Annotated in this window: 16 protein-coding genes; 7 read left to right on the forward strand and 9 right to left on the reverse strand. The window is 58.6% G+C overall.

Annotated features, from left to right (window positions below; translation table 11 throughout):
• Position 1: 1 nt before the first annotated feature.
• The 8 genes from iolE to QD357_RS15060 all read right to left on the reverse strand — a co-directional run bounded on the left by iolE (position 2) and on the right by QD357_RS15060 (position 8,801).
• Positions 2–940 carry a myo-inosose-2 dehydratase gene (iolE, locus tag QD357_RS15025; RefSeq protein WP_183938458.1) on the reverse strand — a complete coding sequence of 313 codons (939 nt, stop codon included), beginning with the start codon at positions 938–940 and terminating at the stop codon, positions 2–4.
• On the reverse strand, positions 937–1,479 hold the full coding sequence (locus QD357_RS15030) for a hypothetical protein (RefSeq protein ID WP_414124529.1): 543 nt from the start codon (positions 1,477–1,479) through the stop codon (positions 937–939). The genes iolE and QD357_RS15030 overlap by 4 nt, the downstream gene beginning before the upstream one ends.
• Positions 1,476–2,582: a ferritin-like domain-containing protein gene (locus tag QD357_RS15035; RefSeq protein WP_183938456.1), complete on the reverse strand. Its 1,107-nt coding sequence runs from the start codon at positions 2,580–2,582 to the stop codon at positions 1,476–1,478. Before QD357_RS15035 ends, QD357_RS15030 begins: the two co-directional genes overlap by 4 nt.
• 43 nt (positions 2,583–2,625) lie before the next feature.
• Positions 2,626–4,482: a GMC oxidoreductase gene (locus QD357_RS15040; RefSeq protein ID WP_414124530.1), complete on the reverse strand. Its 1,857-nt coding sequence runs from the start codon at positions 4,480–4,482 to the stop codon at positions 2,626–2,628.
• Positions 4,483–4,662: 180 nt separating this feature from the next.
• The gene (locus QD357_RS15045; RefSeq protein WP_183938454.1) at positions 4,663–6,420 is read right to left on the reverse strand and encodes a GMC family oxidoreductase; all 1,758 of its coding nucleotides are present in this window, start codon (positions 6,418–6,420) and stop codon (positions 4,663–4,665) included.
• Positions 6,398–6,865, reverse strand: coding sequence for a hypothetical protein (locus tag QD357_RS15050; protein WP_414124531.1), 468 nt, complete (start codon positions 6,863–6,865; stop codon positions 6,398–6,400). The genes QD357_RS15045 and QD357_RS15050 overlap by 23 nt, the downstream gene beginning before the upstream one ends.
• Positions 6,862–8,313: a glycoside hydrolase family 15 protein gene (locus QD357_RS15055; RefSeq protein ID WP_414124532.1), complete on the reverse strand. Its 1,452-nt coding sequence runs from the start codon at positions 8,311–8,313 to the stop codon at positions 6,862–6,864. Before QD357_RS15055 ends, QD357_RS15050 begins: the two co-directional genes overlap by 4 nt.
• 50 nt (positions 8,314–8,363) lie before the next feature.
• Positions 8,364–8,801, reverse strand: a complete 438-nt coding sequence (locus tag QD357_RS15060) for a lipocalin-like domain-containing protein (protein WP_414124533.1) — start codon at positions 8,799–8,801, stop codon at positions 8,364–8,366.
• Positions 8,802–9,550: 749 nt separating this feature from the next.
• On the opposite strand from QD357_RS15060, the gene QD357_RS15065 reads away from it, so the two are divergent.
• The 7 genes from QD357_RS15065 (at position 9,551) to QD357_RS15095 (ending at position 15,700) form a co-directional block, all read left to right on the forward strand.
• Complete coding sequence (locus tag QD357_RS15065; RefSeq protein WP_183938450.1) at positions 9,551–10,294, forward strand: autoinducer binding domain-containing protein; 744 nt, start codon at positions 9,551–9,553, stop codon at positions 10,292–10,294.
• Between the two features lie 203 nt (positions 10,295–10,497).
• Complete coding sequence (locus QD357_RS15070; protein ID WP_246451245.1) at positions 10,498–11,211, forward strand: acyl-homoserine-lactone synthase; 714 nt, start codon at positions 10,498–10,500, stop codon at positions 11,209–11,211.
• Positions 11,212–11,246: 35 nt separating this feature from the next.
• Positions 11,247–11,561, forward strand: coding sequence for a hypothetical protein (locus tag QD357_RS15075; RefSeq protein ID WP_414124534.1), 315 nt, complete (start codon positions 11,247–11,249; stop codon positions 11,559–11,561).
• Complete coding sequence (locus tag QD357_RS15080) at positions 11,558–11,764, forward strand: hypothetical protein (RefSeq protein WP_183938449.1); 207 nt, start codon at positions 11,558–11,560, stop codon at positions 11,762–11,764. The genes QD357_RS15075 and QD357_RS15080 overlap by 4 nt, the downstream gene beginning before the upstream one ends.
• A gap of 176 nt (positions 11,765–11,940) precedes the next feature.
• A complete protein-coding gene (locus QD357_RS15085; RefSeq protein ID WP_414124535.1) occupies positions 11,941–13,572 on the forward strand; it encodes an MFS transporter in 1,632 nt (543 codons plus the stop codon).
• Positions 13,573–14,391: 819 nt separating this feature from the next.
• Positions 14,392–14,787 carry a DUF805 domain-containing protein gene (locus QD357_RS15090; protein WP_183938447.1) on the forward strand — a complete coding sequence of 132 codons (396 nt, stop codon included), beginning with the start codon at positions 14,392–14,394 and terminating at the stop codon, positions 14,785–14,787.
• A gap of 634 nt (positions 14,788–15,421) precedes the next feature.
• Entirely contained in the window at positions 15,422–15,700 is a 279-nt protein-coding gene (locus QD357_RS15095) for a type II toxin-antitoxin system ParD family antitoxin (protein ID WP_183938446.1), read from the forward strand.
• A gap of 93 nt (positions 15,701–15,793) precedes the next feature.
• Here the strand turns inward: QD357_RS15095 and QD357_RS15100 are convergent, their stop codons facing one another.
• On the reverse strand, positions 15,794–16,564 hold the full coding sequence (locus QD357_RS15100) for an ABC transporter ATP-binding protein (RefSeq protein ID WP_183938445.1): 771 nt from the start codon (positions 16,562–16,564) through the stop codon (positions 15,794–15,796).
• Positions 16,565–16,571 lie beyond the last annotated feature (7 nt).

Consider the following 16,571-nt stretch of genomic DNA (forward strand, 5'->3'; position numbering starts at 1 on the left):
GCTACCACCCAAGCGTCTCGTGCAGATAGGCACGCGCCATCTTGGCGTAGCGGAGCGGATTGGCCTTCGCCGGATCCTGCTCGGCTTCGATCACCAGCCAGCCTGCAAAATCCGCTTCGGCGAGCGTCGTCAGGATTTGCGGGAAGGTCTTTATCGAGCCGTCGCCGGGAACGGTGAATATGCCGGCCTTGATGGCCGACTGGAAGGAGAGCCCTTCGGAATGAACGCGGTTCACGACGTCGGCGCGGATATCCTTCAGATGAATGTGCTTGATCCGAGAGGCATATTTCTTGGTGACAGCCAATGGATCGACGCCGGCGGCGGCAAGATGGGCAGTGTCCAACAACAGATGGATGATATCCGGATCGGTCCTTTCCATCAGGCGATCGACGGCCGAAGTGATCATCACGCCGGTCCCGAGATGTGGATGATAGCAAAGACGCCGACCTTCCTCCCTGGCAATCCTGCCGATCTCATGAAGACCGTCCACCAACCGACCCCACTGTCCGTCTGTCAGCGTCGGGCAGTTCGGGAATAGCGCGAATGGCAGCGGATTGACCGCATGGCCGAACTCGGCCACCACGAGATCGGCTCTCCTGGGGTCCGTGCTGCCGCGTTCCATCTGCTCCAGGAAGGCGAGTTGCTGGCGGACGTTCGCGATCGTCTGCTCTTTCATGGCTTCAATCGTGAAATAGGTGCTGACCCATGGCTCCGAAACACGCAAACCACGCAACTCAAGTGCCGCCTTCAGGACCTTGGGATCGGTCGGGTATTTATGGCCAATGCTGCAGCCGACATAGCCGGCGAGCGCCATTTCACTGATGCATTGTTCGAAGGGAATGCCGATATCGATGTTGATGAAGTCGTCGTTCCACCAGAGCGTCGGCGTGATGCCGAGCCAGACTTTTTCGGGGGAGAGAGGGGGAGTTTGGGTGCTCATCTTGCCAATCCTTCGTTGTGGTTGACTTGAACTTCCTTGACTTGCGCAATTGCAGCCTCGCCCGCGAATTCCGGAATCCGTGGCGGGGAGGCCCATGAACCGTAGCCTGGCGCCTTCGCGCCCGCGGGATGGGCGCCGATTGCCTTCCACATCAGGCCTTCGGTATAGGCGGCGGGCGATACGACGAAGGTCACGTCCTTCGGCCTCGCACCGAACGCCTCGCACCAAGCGCCCGGCAGTCCGTACCAAGTGCCGACGTACCAGAGCTTGATGATATTGCGGGCGACCGGGCCAAGCTTCTCGCTACCAAAGATCTCTCGGCGCAGACGCGCCTTTCGCTCGGACGCAGCTTGGCCTTCGGTCTGCAGACAGATCTTTTCGTAGTCGGAAAGCAGTTCATTCAGGATCGCGTCGCCAATCGCGCCATTGACGGTCGCGAGGTAGGCTTCGACCTGGCCCGTGGCCCATAATTCGAAGGTGCCAAAGGCCGTTACCTCCGTCGAGAAGGCAAGAAAGCGGTGCGGATCTTCGATAGTCATGCCTCGGCCTCCTCGATCGCTGCGGTGCGGAGCACCTGGTTGTCGCCGATCTCGAACGTCGCCATCGCATAGTGGCCGCCGCTGTCGGGCAAGGGATTGCGGATCAGGTCTCCCATCAGATTCCTGAATTCGAACATTCTGGGCACAGCCTGCAGCAGCAACTGCGGCTGGCCGTTGAAGGCTTGCGTCAATTGCTCCAGGAACTGCGCATAGGTCTGGTTGAACGAAAGCGCGGCCTCGTAGAGTTCCGGACTTTTCTTGCTGTCGATGTCCCCGAGTTTCAGATCGGTCTTGACCGGATAAACCGCATTCCAATCGACGCTGAAGGTGGGGCCGGTCGGATGGCCGGGCGCGTCCTCCGGCTGGTAATAGCGCTCTCTGTCCAGCTCGTCGAAGCGGTAGTAATGCGCGAGTTCTCTCTCATGGTCATAGATGCCGCCGCCGGCACCCTCGCCCTGTTCCATCACCAGGCGTATTGCCGCCCTTGCGCTTTCGATATCGATGACGGGAAAGAGCTCGCCGCCGCCGGAATAGTAATATTCCGATGTGACTTGGCGTTTGCTATCCCCGATGAAGATGGTCCTGCCGGCAGCCTTGGCTTCCCTTTCAAGACGATCGATTCCGTCTTCGATGGCGGCATAGAAATCGCCGATGCTGTAATATTGCATGTCGTCGGCGCCCGGATACCTCCCAAGCACCGTTACGCTTCCGCGGTAGAGGCGCTTGACGAGCTTTTGGGATCCGGGGGCGAGGCGAGGACGCTCGATCTTCTTGAAGATCGCAAGCGTTTCCTTGCTGAACGGCGCCAGATGCACTTTGAAATCGGTTTCACCATCGGGAAGATGAGCGGGATAGGAAGGCACGAATCCCGGCCTCGTAAGATCAGGCGTTCCGCCGATGGCATTCAAAAGGTTTGCCGCGATCGTCAGATGTAGCATTTCCTCGACCGCGACCACCCGAATGACCTGGACGGCATCCACATTGGTGCCCGGCTTGATCGAATAAAGTGCCGTCAAATAGGGTGGGATCGTTGCGTGTTCCAATTGCATTGCTAGGTACAGATGCTCCTTGAGAGCATCGAGCGTCGTAATCGTATCAGACATCCTGGCTTCTCCGATTGTTCTGCGCGCGGAAGCGGTCCGAGCCTTATCGTTGCAACTGTTTCAGCATTGCTCGGGCGCTGCGGTAGCACAGTGCTGCGAGGGTCAAGGTGACGTTGGCCGTACCGATGGTGGGCATGCTGCCACCGCCGACCAGATAAAGGTTGTCATGTTCCCAAGAGCGCTGATCGGTGTTGACAGCCGACCTCTGCTTGTCGGATCCCATGATGTGGGTTCCGGCCAGGTGGTTGCCGCCGCGGATGGCGTAGCCTTCCCCTTCGTAGTTCACGTAGCCATAGTCACTGGTGTCATAGCGGGTGTGGTCGGCGGCACCGAGCCGAGCAAACATGGTCTTTGCGAACTCCCGCGCATAGGCGGCACCGCGCATCGTGTACTCGGGAACCGTGAACGAGACGACCGGCCGCATATTGCCGATGCGATCGGTATATTGCGGATCGACCGAGACGCGATTGCTCTCGACCGGCATCACCTCGATCATGAAGGCGAGCAGCAATTGGCGTGAAATGCGGTCGATCAGGCCCTGCCTCAGATCGCCACCGAAGCGGTTGTGCTGGTGGACAAGTTCGGTGACGTCAGAATAGGGCGAGCCGACAGCCCAGCCCCAGCCATCATTGTGAATATCGACGCTGAAGGCTGCCTGATGCCGCCTGAAGGCGCCACCGCGCAAATCCACGATGCCGCCGGTACAGCTCGTGCCGCGCATCGTGCCGCACACCTCCGGCATTAGCGCCCAGCTCAGCAAATAGGCGTGATCCATCAGGTTGCGGCCGATCAGGCCGCTTGAGCTCTGCAGGCCGGATGCCAGCATCAGCCGCGGCGTTTCGATGGCGCCTGCGGCCAGCACGAAAATCTTGCCTCTGACGGTGATCGTTTCATATTCCGGCGAAGCCGCGTCCTTGTAGACTTTGACCTCAAGCGCCTTGGCCCGACCCGTATCTGAATCGATCAGAACGCGAGAGGCGACGGCCTGCGCGAGGAGATCGACCCGGCCGGTTTGGAATGCTTTCGCCAGCGTTTTTCCGGAATGGTAACGCGCCTGCACGGGACAGATCGGCACACAGTTCGTGTTGCCCTGACAGCGTCCCCCCTCCTCGACCTCATGCGTATTGACCGCGCCGACCGGCACATAGCCCTTGCCGTCGTCATAGGCGGGATTGGGGATGCCGTTGCGTCCCTGCGGATAGGGCCGCACCTTGACGGGATAGTTTTGTCCGTAGAGTTCGACCGAGGTTCCGTCGATGCCTTTGGCCACCATCTGGTCGAGATAGGAAAGCGGCAGCCCCCGCATGGGATAGACGTAACCCTGGGGAAAGGTGATATCGAGATAGCTCTGATCTTCGACATCGGCCGACACGCCGATCTCGCGCTCCGCGGTTTGATAGTCTGCCTCGATGTCGCGGTAGTCCAGCGGCCAATCGAGACCCTGACCGTAGAGAGCGTTGGACTTGAAGTCCTCCTGCAGCAGCCGCGGCGTTTTGGCTTCCCAGTGCATGGTCGTGCCGCCAAAAATCCGCGTATAGGTCGTGTCGGTTACGTAGGGACCGGACTGCACCATGTAGGTCGAAGCGTTGGTTTCGCCCGGTTGAAGCTTGCGCAGCTCGGGGCTACGCGGCATCGGAACATTGGGGTTGACCGGATAGGGCGACTGGTTGTCCTTGCTGGCGGCCTTATAAAAGTTCGTCACCAGTGCATTGTATCCGTCCAGGCTCCGGTTCGTTCCCGACGCCGCTTCCAGGACGAGGACACGCTTGCCCGCCTTGCTGAGTTCATTGGCGATAATGGCTCCGGAGATGCCGGTACCGACGATGACTGCATCATAATTTCCGTCCGCCGCGACGGCTCCAATGTCGGTCCTTCGCGCAGAGTCAATGGCAAAGAGCATGGCGCACCTCCGTCCCATGCGGTGAAAAACGGGGGCTACTTTCCCGGCCTTCTTTCCGGTTGGCGCGCAGCCGACATGATCGATGCATTCTGCTTGCTCCCTTTTTGCGTGGCGCGATCGAAGGACCGCTCCGGATAGATGAACTCGTCCGCCGGCTTTTGCCGGCATGTGCAAATGCGATCAGTGTGCGAAACTCGCGATCAACCGATCCGCCGTCCGCAATGCCAAAGCCGATAGGGTCAGCGTGGGATTGGATGTGCCAAGCGTTGGAAAGCTGCCGGAACCGACGACGAAAAGGTTCTTGTGTTCCCAGGCGCGCTGGTCCGCATCGATGACGGAGCCGCTGGGGTCCGCGCCCATGGCATGCGTGCCGGCAAAATGCCCCATCCCGTGGTAGCGAAAGGCGCGACCCTCATAGTAGGCAGTTGGAAACCAGCTTCCCTTTTCGGGGTCCGTGCAATCCTTTATGCCGGCTCGACGAAACACGGCTCCGGCAATGCGGGAGGCGGCCGCCATTCCGGCCAGCGTATAGTCGTCGATCCGGTAGTCGACCACGGGACGCGGATTGCCGAGGGGATCGCGATAGCGGGGATCGATGCTGACGCTGTTGGCAGCGTCGGGAAGCTGTTCGACCGCAAGCGAGAAGCGCATCTGGCGTGGCAGCGTCGCCTCGAGTTGCCCACGCAGTGCCGAGCCATAGAGCCCGCCGTTCATCACCGCCTGATAGACCGCCGTGTCGGGAGCTCCCGTGCTCGCCCGCCAGCCGTCATTGCCGATGTCGAAGCGGAATGCCGCATGCTTCGAACGAAATGCGCCGCCCCTCAAGTCCTCGATGCCGGCCGTCGACTGCGGGCCTCTGTAGGCGCCGATCGAAAGGGGCGCGAGCCCCCAGGCATAGAGTGTGGGATGATCCATGAGGGTCTTGCCGACCTGGCCGCGCGGACCGTCGATGCCCGAAGCCAACATGAGCTTGGCATTTTCCACGGCATGCGCCGCCAAAACATAGATACGGGCCTTTGCGACAAAGGTCGTTGCATTCGTCGAGGTCGGATCGTCGTAGCGTTGATACTCGATCCCCTGCACTTCGCCGCTTGTCGCATCGATACGGATCTTCGAGGCGACCGCCTGCGTCAGGACGGTCAACCGGTTCAAATCCGCCTGAGCGAGGGTTTTGCCGGCATTGTATTTCGCCTGCACCGGACAGATCGGCGTACAGGACGTATTGCCCTCGCAGCGCTCTCCGAGATAGCCGGTGCCGACGGGCCGGTAGGACTTGCGCGGCAGCGAATTGCGGGCCGCCGGATAGCTTCGAACCCTGAGCCGAAACGACTCCTCCTGAAGCTGCACCTCCATGCCGTCAACGGCTGCCCCGAGCGCCATATCCGAAAAGCTGGGCGGAACGCGCTGCATCGGATAGTCGTAGCCATCGGAAAAGCTGAGCCCAAGATAGTGCTGTTCGGAGACATCGGCGGAAACGCCGATTTCGTGTTCGGCCTGCTCGTAATAGGGTGCGATCGTGTCGTAACCGATGGGCCAGTCCCGCCCGACCCCGTGCAGCGATCGCATGCGGAAATCTTCCGGCAACATGCGCAGCGATACGCCAAGCCAATGCAGGGTCGAACCGCCCAATAGCCGCGTATAGCTGCTGCCATAGAGATTGGGACCACGTTGGACGAAGTAGCCGTTGTTCGACTGTAAATCGGCGGTGTCGGGCTGCGGTGCGGCGACCGCCGGCGGCCACGGCGATTCCGGGCCTTTGCTGTTTGCAGCGTAAAAGTGCTCCAGATGCTGCGTGTATTCATCGAAGCTGCGCGTCGTGCCCGGCCCCGCCTCAAGCAGCAGAACCCGCATGTCCGCCCTGGTCAAACGCTTTGCGATCATGGCACCGGCAACACCCGCGCCAACGATCACCACGTCAAAGGATGTCTCGTTCGCCATCTCTTCCCCCCGCGGGCGCGAGCGCCCATGCACCGAAACCTTGCTGCTTGGCTCCCGGCGGATGGGCTCCCGCCGCCAGCCATTGCAGGCCAGCCTGATAGGCCGCGCCGGAGACCAGATGGGTTTTATCGAGTGGGGATGCCCCAAAGGCGGTGCGCCATCCCGCAGGCAATTGCTGCCAGGTGCCGCAGTACCAAAGCATGATCACGTTGCGCGCGATCGGCCCGAGCTGCGGATCCCTGAGAATGGCCGGTAGTGGCTCACCGTCCCGGTCCGCCGGCAATTCTCGTAAGCTGTCGAGCAGATCGTTCACGATATCGATGGGAACGATCTGATCCAGCAGACTGAGGTAGGTCTCAGCCAGATCGGTCGCGTGCAGCCGCATCGCGTTGAAGCCGGTCAGCGCGCTTGAGAGAGCCATGAAGCTTGCCAATCGCTCGCTCATTTTTTGCTCCCGGCCGCCCGCGTGGACTTACCGGCCGCCTTGCCGGGCAGCTTGCTTCCGCTGGTTCTGGCGCGCACGGCAGACAGAAACGATGCATAGCTCCATGTCAGATTGTGCACGCTCTTTTCATAACCGGACATGCCGTCGAACTGTTCGCTCAATTCATACCGATCACTGTGATAGATGACCGCGCGCAGCATGGCGTCGCCCGCGCTTCTGAGGGCGGTCGCGGCATCGAGGGCGGAGGTCGTTCTCGTCACCCCGACCTGTCCGAAGAAATCCTCGGACAGACTATCCAAGGGAACCGTCCCGGCATGATCGATGTCGTTGGCGAGACGATAGTAAAGTTCCGCGAAGTTGCATGTGCACAGCGCCCAGGGATGCCCCCCGGTCACGGGATGGGCGACGTCGCCGTCATAGGTGTCGCCGGGATAGCGGCCCAAGAGCGGACCAATCCCACGCGCCTCATCGGCGGCATTGATCGGATAGAATGCTCGGGAATTGGGATCTGCCCACTGGCTGCGCAGGCGGGCTGCGGTCGCAAGCAATTTTGTGTCGCTTGCCGGCACCGCCCCGTAAACACAGGCCGAAACGATGTCGATGTTCGGATCGTAGCCAAGCTCTTCGGGAACAACCGAGACGCCGGGACCGGCACCCGGCTTCAGCATGGTGACATAGTATGAACCATTCCAATGATCCCGAACGGCGTTCTCGAGCCAGGCAATCGCCGTCGTTATATCGCCGGCAACGCCAATGCCGTAGCTATTGGCCGCAATCTCCCGGAGACAGCGTAGCTGAACCGAGCGCGCAAAGAAGGACAGACCTTCGTGCTCCTCCCACAGATTGGTGGTGGGCTGCTGGTAGACACCGAGGAGATAGGAGACATTTGTTTCGATGACCTGCTTGGCAGTCGCTTGTGTCGCTGCGTCCAACTGAGGATAAGCGTGCAGCAGAGCGAGGCTCTGAATGGCAGGTCCGTCATTCTGCTCGGTCCACGGACGCGGTTGCCCGGCGACGGTGAAGCATGCATGCCCCAGCGTCGGATGGGCATTCGTCTGGCAGAGTCTGGCAAAGCTGACGTAGTCGATCAGGCTGGGCATGCCACTGCCTGGGGTCACAGGCAATCCGGCAGCGGCGATCTCGATGGCGGTGATCGCCGCATCGCGCACCCAGTTGTAGACATAGTCTTGATCGACGCCGGGCGTGTTGGCGGGAAAGGAGGGCGCGGCGATAACGCATCCGGGGGCTGAATATTGCCCGGGATTGGCGGGGTCCTCGATGACATAGCCGTCGCTCGTGACGTTGCGCAGCATCAACAGGATGAGATAGTTGGCGAGAGCCGCCAGATCGGTTTGTTGATAGGCTGCTTTCGGGTGCTGCCTTCCCAGAGCAAGCGGCACCCCTGCCCGGGCACGGGTCGCATGATGGATGGTGCTGGTGATGTTCATCTGTTCCTCCGCTCGAATGCATGAAAGAGGCGCAACAGCGCCCAAGTGAATCAGGCGTCGGCTGGTCCCTTGTCGCGGATCCAGGACATTTCGTTCACGGTGGTTACTCCACCGCTCTCAGAGGGGGGCGTACGCAAGATCAGCTCATCGCCCTTAAGCTCGTAGGGGCGGACCTGCTCGGTTTCCGACCAATTGGGGAAAGAGCTGCCTTCGATCCTGTGGGTGACCTTGCCTTCGGCAACCCTGTAGCTGCCGAAATAACCCAGAGAAGTTGAGTAGGCCGCCGCCCGCTCCTCGGCACTGCCGCCGAGAGGATCGGTCGTCTCCAACGCCGGACGGTGTGCGGCCGTCATTTGCACCATCATCCTGCCGGTCGACGTATAGACAAGCAAACCCGATGCGTCCTCGCCAAGCGGATAGGAAACATCTCCTTTGCTCGTCGTCCTGCGCCAGGCCAACAGTCTCCAGGATCCCTTAAGGTTGTTCATGGCCCCCTCTGTGCTTGCCGGAAACGTGATCGCTGCGCCTCGCACGGTCGTCTCTGGCCGTGACGCAAGGCTTTGCCTGGGTTCGACTTTCGGAATTCAAGCATGGCGTTGCGGCACGAGAGTGCGAATGCCTCGGCGCAACGTCGCATCATTCAGGCCTAAAGACTGATCGATGAGGCAGGACGTGCCGCTTCCATCAGTCACGCATCAAAACTGTCCGAAACAGGTCGCACATGTTGTGTGCCTGTTGCTTGTTTCTCCAGGCAGCGGCCAAGCCATAGCTTCACCACTCATCGACCTGCTGATGCCGAGGTCGATTCCGAAGGCTGGCATTTTCTTGTTGGCGTCGACGAAAGTCCCTGCTTTCGTCGACATGAGACATGTAGGCGGCAGGTTGATCCTGCCTGGTCGCTATTTGGAATTTCTTGCCAGACGCTCAAAGGCCTCCGGTATGCCCGCACCCTGTAGCTGCAATTTTTCTTCCCTGGTATGCGATTTAGCAGCTACCTTACGCAACGGTAAATAAGCAATTTTGCCTACCTTTCGGTCCATTCTCGGTCGGACAAATGAGCTGCAGCATGTCCGCCCGATCATGCGGGATCGCCATTCTGCCAGCTGCCTTCTCGCCCGCGCTCCAGTTTTATTATAAAAACATCATATAATGCCGGCATTCACCCGAAATGGTCATGAAAATAATACTTCGTTGAGCTAATATGCGTTAAATTGGCTGAAATCCTGGGGAGGGGCGAGTGGACAGTGAAGCCGTGGCAACTGCAAACGTAATGTTCGACCTTTTGTCGGAAACCGCGGCCGCAAAAAGCAAGGACGACATACTCGGATCACTGGACAGGTCAGCACGCCACTTCGGCTTTAGCTGTTTTGCAATTTCCGGCATACCTTTGCCCACTGAGCGCATCGATTCCTACTTCATGTTGAATGCGTGGCCGTCGGAGTGGTTCGACCACTATGTATCGCACAACTACGTCCACGCCGATCCGGTCATCCAGCTCTCTAAAATGCAGGACGGTGCTTTCGTTTGGTCGGAGGCGCTGCGGGATCAAGAGCTTGGCCGTCACGCACGCCGCGTCATGAACGAAGCCAAAGAATTCAAAATGAAAGATGGCTACAGCGTGCCATTGCACTCAGCGAGCGGCTTCCAGGCGATCGTTACGTTTGGTGCGGAAAAGGTGGACCTCTCCAACGCCGCCAGAGGGGCGCTACATATTCTGTCGATCTACGCCCACAATGCACTGCGCAGTCTTATGGCGAAGGAAGCAAGGGCGCGGGACCGAAGCCCGTTGCGGATCACGGCGCGCGAGCGGGAAATCATTCAGTGGTGCGCAGCCGGCAAGACGGCCATCGAGATCGCCGAAATTCTGGGACGTTCGCACCGAACCATTCAGAACGAGATCCTGAACGTTCAGCGCAAGCTTAACGTCGTGAATGCGGCACAGATGATAGCGGAAAGCTTTCGTTTCGGAATACTTCGCTGAAATGTCTTGCGAGGCGGAGCTGCTGGTAAGCCAGCATGCTCTTGCGCCAACTTGCCCATTACGCGCATCGCCTTGGCGCTCCCCCGACCAAGCTCACGCTAAGCTCGTGGGACGGCCTCGGTCGAGGTCTAAAAGCTGGGTATTTTTACTCATTTAAATTGCAGGGACTATCATGCATTCTTGCCCTAAAACCAGGGGCAAGGATGATAAGACTCTACGTGGGTCGTTCGGCGTCGAACGCGCAAGCAATGGAGAAAATTTGGCGCTTTCGGCACGAGCAATTTGTCGAAAGGCTCGGTTGGGAGGCCATTCGCCGGAGCGACGGATTGGAAATAGACCAGTTCGATCACGAGCGCGCCCTGCATCTCGCCCTATTTCACGAAGATGCGGTCGTCGGATATTCGCGACTGCTCCCTACGACAGAGCCGCATTTGCTGTCGGACGTATATCCTCAGATCATGAACGGCGAAACGTGGCCACGTTCGCCAGACATTTTCGAATGGACCCGATGCGTTGTCGCGAAAGGTGAAATTCTCATCGATGACGTGCCGGCCTCCCATGTCCTGATGACCGGCGTAATGGAGTTTTGCCTTGTTGCGGGTATCACTTCGCTGATCGTCGAAACGCACCCAAAGTTGGTGGATTTGTTGATTTCGACAGGTTGGCAGGTGACCAAACTCGGATCACCTTCGCTGCTTGAGGATGGCATAGTCGTGCCGATCCAAGCGAAACCTTCCGTGGCCGGCTTATTGCGGCATCATCAACTCTATTCCATCGAAGGAACAACCCTCTTGCTGGAACCGGAGCTTCATAACCCGCTGAAGCCGGAGATGACTTTGAGCCACTTGCCCTACCTGGCTCATGCAGGAGTTCGTTCAAACCACAAGAATAATGAAAGCGCCTATTTGGCTAAGTGAAAAAACAATGGCCAGATCCACGGGCGCGAGCCGGCTTGAAGCAGGCAACACTATGTGATCGGGAGGGGCTGCAAACGCCGATTGCTGAGATGCGACCGAAGGATTTCAAAAGAGATTTGCGAGGTGGCCCAGCTCCGGCAACGAGCGGAAATGAGGGGGTAATGCGAACGCTGCGAGCATTGGTCGAGCAGATGAGATCCACGGAAGAGCGCGATCGCCGTCGGGACGGCGGTGACGTTTATTATGAGCCGTGGGTGCAACGTATGATCGAGCAATTCGATCAAGAATTGAAAGCTGCGGAATGCCGTGAAAATCGGAAAGACGCGTCAGGACAAGCTGGTGTGAAATGACAAGCGATAAACAAAATCAAACTGTAACTTTTGCCGAACCCGAAATCTATATTAAAGAACTGGTGCACGATCAGGCCAATAATTTGAACGCAATCATCACGCAGGTCTTTGAAAATCAAGTGTCCACCGAGGACGTCGCACTCATACGATATCTGCTGCAAATGCTCAGCGTGGCAACCGAAGTCGAAAGAAAGGTCCACTAGCGGATCTTTATTTGATCCAGCCGCCGTTCGGTCGACAATCAGAATTGCTCGCTGTGATCGCGAAACGAGATTGCGACCGAGGGCGTCATCGCACCCACCCATCAATCCTTCCTAGCCACCGCAAAGCTTCGTCCTATACTGGAGCGGAGGGGAAGCAGAGAGATGTTGGAGGGACCTTGTCATCAAAACCGTCGACGTTCACACCGCTTAAGCACGAGACCTATCGCCGGATCTGGCTCGCGAGCCTTGCGTCGAATTTCGGCGGGCTGGTCCAAGCCGTCGGTGCCGCCTGGATGATGACGACCATCACGTCGTCAGAAGACATGGTGGCGCTGGTCCAAACCTCGACTGCCCTGCCGATCATGCTGTTTTCCGTGGTTTCCGGGGCACTTGCCGACAATTTCGACCGCCGCCGGGTGATGCTGACGGCACAGTTTCTGATGCTGATCGTATCGGCAATCCTGACCTTGTGTGCTTTGCTTGGCTGGATCACCCCCTGGCTGCTTCTGCTCTTTACCTTCCTGATCGGTTGCGGAACGGCGCTCAACAATCCCTCTTGGCAGGCATCGGTCGGAGATATGGTGCCCCGAGAGGATCTGCCGGACGCCGTGACACTGAATAGCATGGGCTTCAACATGACCCGAAGCGTCGGCCCGGCGATCGGCGGCATTATCGTCGCGGCCGCCGGCGCTGCGGCCGCCTTTACGGTCAATGCCGTCAGCTACTTTGCACTCATCTATGCGCTGATGCGCTGGAAACCCGCTCCTTCGACATCGACGCTGCCGCGCGAAAAACTGGGCAGCGCGATTTTTGCCGGGCTTCGTTATGTCTCAATGTCGCCCAACCTCGAAAAAGTGCTCATCCGCGGCTTCATCTTCGGCATCGGAGCCAGCTCGGTGCTGGCCCTTCTGCCGATCGTCGCGATTAGTCTCGTTTCGGGGGGACCGCTGACCTACGGTTTCATGCTGGGGTCCTTCGGCATCGGAGCGATCGCGGGTGGTGCGCTGAACGCTATGCTTCGAGAAGCGCTGAGCAGCGAGACGATCATCCGCTATTCCTTCGCCGGGTTTGCGGGCAGCATGGTGTTGACCGCCTTGAGTCCCTCTATGGCCCTCACCTGCGCCGGCCTGTTCGTTTCCGGGGCCTGCTGGGTGCTCGCACTCTCGCTCTTCAATACGATCGTCCAGCTCTCGACACCGCGCTGGGTCGTGGGCCGCGCTTTGTCGCTTTATCAGACCGTGACCTTTGGCGGCATTGCCGGCGGCAGTTGGCTCTGGGGTGTTGCGGCGGATCGCTTCGGTGTCTCGAATGCGCTCTACGGCTCGGCTGTGGTCATGCTCGTCGGCATTGTTGTCGGCCTGCGTTTCTCGATGCCGGCCTTTGCCTCGTTAAACCTTGATCCCTTGAACCGCTTCATCGAACCTGCCCTCGGCCTGGACATCACGCCACGCAGCGGTCCTATCGTCATCCTTGTCGATTATCAGATCAGCGACCAGCATCTGCCGGAATTCCTGACGCTGATGGCCGAGCGGCGGCGAATCCGTATCCGCGATGGCGCCAGAAATTGGGCGCTGCTGCGCGATCTGGAAAATCCCGGCATCTGGACGGAAACCTACCACACGCCGACCTGGGTGGAATATATCCGCCACAACCAGCGGCGCACCCAGGCGGATGCGGAAAATACCGATCGCCTGCGGGCGCTCCATGGCGGCAACGACCCGCCATATGTGCACCGCATGATCGAGCGCCAAGCTATTCCGCCCTCGGACGACGTGTTCCACAAGGCGCCGATCGACCTGCACCATTGAGAGCGACGTGGTCATCGACCGACCGGCTTTGCGCCACAACGACAAAAATCCCTCCACCGGGACCGGCGGAGGGAAGTCAGGTCATAGTGCTCGTCCGGCATTGCCCGGAGCTAGAGTTTACCGCGCCGGACCGACGCATGTCATTTAAATAGTGTAAGGGCTTTGAGTAGCAATGAGCAGAAAACATAGGGTAATCGGGGGAGCACCGGACGGTGAGGTGATTGCTGCATGAAAGGTGGTTTCTAGGAAGGCGCGCGTTGCCAAGTCAATTCCAATGATGGAAACTTCCGACATGGATGCTCTCTCTTTCTGTGATGTCTTCAGCGCCCCACATTTGGCACATTGCGATGCCGGCGGGGGGGCATCCATGCCATCAACAGAGCCGCCGGAAATGCGTAGAGAAGCAGCAGTGTCCATTTGCGTTGAGATTTCACCCCAACTTTGCATTTCGTCGTTACTCTGCTTCGATATCGATACAGCAGGTTCATCAATTGGTTCCCTGTGACTGAACGGATCACTCTCAAATGAAAATCCGGGTTAGAGCGTCGTGAAACTCGACAGCCCGGCCGACCTCCCGCGGATTTATCAGTATTTTGTGTTTTATGAACAATATAATATTCTAAATAATGGTATAAATGATGTAAATTTGAGCAGCGCCGGCGTCTTCTATTCTGCGCTTATCTAAAAGAAATTTGACAAATCTTGTTTGTCTAAACTCAAAACAGAAGTGTTTTCTGCTTCGAGAAGCGATGTTATCAGTTTGTTGACAATTGCCGAGCAACTGTCAGTAGTTTGAAACCATTGCAATCGAGTGACATCATGAAAAGACTTCTTTTTTCATTCCAGGGCCGCATCAACCGCAAGAAGATGTGGCTCGCGGTACTTATTCACATTATCGTCGCCGCCGTTGTTGGCCTTGTTTTCGCGCTTCTTTGGTCTGTGATTCCCGGCTCCATCAGCGAGGATGGCACTTACCACGCTGAAGGGGCCGCAGCCATTCCCTATATCGCGCTTGGCCTTGCCTATGTCATCTTCAGCGTTTGGTCGGGTCTTGCCGTCGCCGTCAAGCGACTACATGACCGTAACAAGTCTGGCTGGTTCTTCTTAATCCAGTTCGTCCCCCTGATTGGTAGCGTCTGGTATTTGGTGGAGGTCCTGCTTTTAAAGGGCACCACGGGTTCGAACCGTTTTGGCGAGGACGCGATCGGCGCCTGATACGCCCAGAGCACAATTAGAGCATTCGAACGAAGTGAAACTCACGCCAGAAGCGGTGCCGGGCGGTGCCCGGCACCGCTTTTGCCTTCAGTTGCAGTCCGAGGCCACACCCTACCCACGGCATGTTTCTGCAACGTGCTTGGATTCAGGGCGGCCGAGTTCCATCATCCGGTTGAGAACGCGGACGCCGATCTTGGCTTCAATCTTCTGATTGTCGAAGCTCCTCGCCTTGAGTTGCGACCCTATGACAGCCTTCCATCGGCCCATCTGCGTCTCCACCCTGCTGCGTTGGTTGTAGTCGGTGGATCTTTGCCAGGCCTCTTTTGACGCCGGTCAGCATTGAACTTATGCGGCATCGTCGAAATCCGGATCCGGGGATTGAAAAACAACGATGAATATCAGGACACGGATGATCCGTACAACACGGCCGTACGGAGCAGTTCGCGACCAGGCCGCGGGCCGATACGATCGAAGCGATTTAGGCCTATGCTGATCGGCACGAGATCAACCTTGCGGAGACGATCGAGCGGGCCATAAGCGCACTTATCGAAGGAGAGGGTGAACGGTTTCCGGATCGGACCTATATGCGATAGTGTTAAATCCTATTGAGCGCGATTGATGAAGGGATTCCTCCATGCGGAGTACGCAACAGTTCAGCGTCACATTGCCGACCGAAATGGCGCAGATGGTCAAGAGCAAGGTTTCGTCAGGCGAATATGCCAGCGAGAGCGAGGTTATCCGCGACGGCCTGCGCGCCTTGCAGGCGCGCGACAAGGCTCTTGAGACTTGGTTGCGCACGGAAGTCGTGGCGGCTGCCACCGAGTTGACGGCAGACCCGTCGAAGGGGCGGACGCCCGAACAAGTGTTGGCGTCTCTGAAGGCCGGGACCGAGCGCCAGATGCAAGCCCGGTAAAGGGTATGGCGCATCGGGCTATCTACTCAAACCCCTTTAATGGCACATGGAGCCGGAACGGGCACCTATTCGGCCGCCACGCCTGGCCAGACTTCAGTGCAGCCCGAACGCGTTCAACAATTGTTCGCGAAATTTGACGAAGCGCGCCTCGCTGCGATTGCGCGGCCGCGGAAGGTCGATGTCGATCTCGCGGGTGCGCCCGCCCTTCTCCTTGGAGAGGATGAGGACCCGGTCAGCCAGATAGACCGCCTCCTCGAGATCATGGGTGACGAGGATCATCGTCACCTTCTCCTCCCGCCAGATGCGAGCGAGTTCTTCCTGCATGGTGATCTTGGTCATGGCGTCGAGCGCGCCGAACGGCTCGTCGAGCAGCAGGATTTCCGGTTTCACCGCAAGCGCCCTGGCGATGCCGACACGCTGGGCCATGCCGCCCGAAAGCTGCGACGGAAGGGCGTCATTAAAATCGCCGAGGCCCACGAGTTGGACATAATGGCGTGCGCGCGCCCTCGCCTCGGCCTTCTTCAGACCGTGATTTTCGAGCGGGAAGGCGACGTTGTCGAGCACCGTGAGCCAGGGCAGAAGCCTCGGCTCCTGGAAGATCACCGCGCGATCCGCGCCGACGCCGTAGACGGGCTGACCGTCGATCAAAACATCGCCCCTGTCCGCATTCTCGAGCCCGGCGAGAACCCTGAGCAGGGTCGTCTTGCCGGAACCCGAAGCACCCACGATCGCCAGGCTTTCGCCGGCGCGAATGTGGTTGCTGACCCCCTGTAGCACATTGAGATGGCGGCCGTTGATCGAGTAGGATTTGGAGAGGTTCTTGATCGCCACCTCTCCGCGCAAGCTTAGTTCAGCGACAGCCATCGACCCG

This window comes from Rhizobium sp. BR 317 (assembly GCF_047445835.1).
In the GTDB taxonomy this organism is placed as follows: domain Bacteria; phylum Pseudomonadota; class Alphaproteobacteria; order Rhizobiales; family Rhizobiaceae; genus Rhizobium; species Rhizobium paranaense.

Excerpts from the sequence above, each read along its gene's own strand:
- iolE (WP_183938458.1), bottom strand. The coding sequence starts at position 940 with ATGAGCACCCAAACTCCCCCTCTCTCCCCCGAAAAAGTCTGGCTCGGC.
- QD357_RS15030 (WP_414124529.1), bottom strand. The coding sequence starts at position 1,479 with ATGACTATCGAAGATCCGCACCGCTTTCTTGCCTTCTCGACGGAGGTA.
- QD357_RS15035 (WP_183938456.1), bottom strand. The coding sequence starts at position 2,582 with ATGTCTGATACGATTACGACGCTCGATGCTCTCAAGGAGCATCTGTAC.
- QD357_RS15040 (WP_414124530.1), bottom strand. The coding sequence starts at position 4,482 with ATGCTCTTTGCCATTGACTCTGCGCGAAGGACCGACATTGGAGCCGTC.
- QD357_RS15045 (WP_183938454.1), bottom strand. The coding sequence starts at position 6,420 with ATGGCGAACGAGACATCCTTTGACGTGGTGATCGTTGGCGCGGGTGTT.
- QD357_RS15050 (WP_414124531.1), bottom strand. The coding sequence starts at position 6,865 with ATGAGCGAGCGATTGGCAAGCTTCATGGCTCTCTCAAGCGCGCTGACC.
- QD357_RS15055 (WP_414124532.1), bottom strand. The coding sequence starts at position 8,313 with ATGAACATCACCAGCACCATCCATCATGCGACCCGTGCCCGGGCAGGG.
- QD357_RS15060 (WP_414124533.1), bottom strand. The coding sequence starts at position 8,801 with ATGAACAACCTTAAGGGATCCTGGAGACTGTTGGCCTGGCGCAGGACG.
- QD357_RS15070 (WP_246451245.1), top strand. The coding sequence starts at position 10,498 with ATGATAAGACTCTACGTGGGTCGTTCGGCGTCGAACGCGCAAGCAATG.
- QD357_RS15080 (WP_183938449.1), top strand. The coding sequence starts at position 11,558 with ATGACAAGCGATAAACAAAATCAAACTGTAACTTTTGCCGAACCCGAA.
- QD357_RS15090 (WP_183938447.1), top strand. The coding sequence starts at position 14,392 with ATGAAAAGACTTCTTTTTTCATTCCAGGGCCGCATCAACCGCAAGAAG.
- QD357_RS15095 (WP_183938446.1), top strand. The coding sequence starts at position 15,422 with ATGCGGAGTACGCAACAGTTCAGCGTCACATTGCCGACCGAAATGGCG.
- QD357_RS15100 (WP_183938445.1), bottom strand. The coding sequence starts at position 16,564 with ATGGCTGTCGCTGAACTAAGCTTGCGCGGAGAGGTGGCGATCAAGAAC.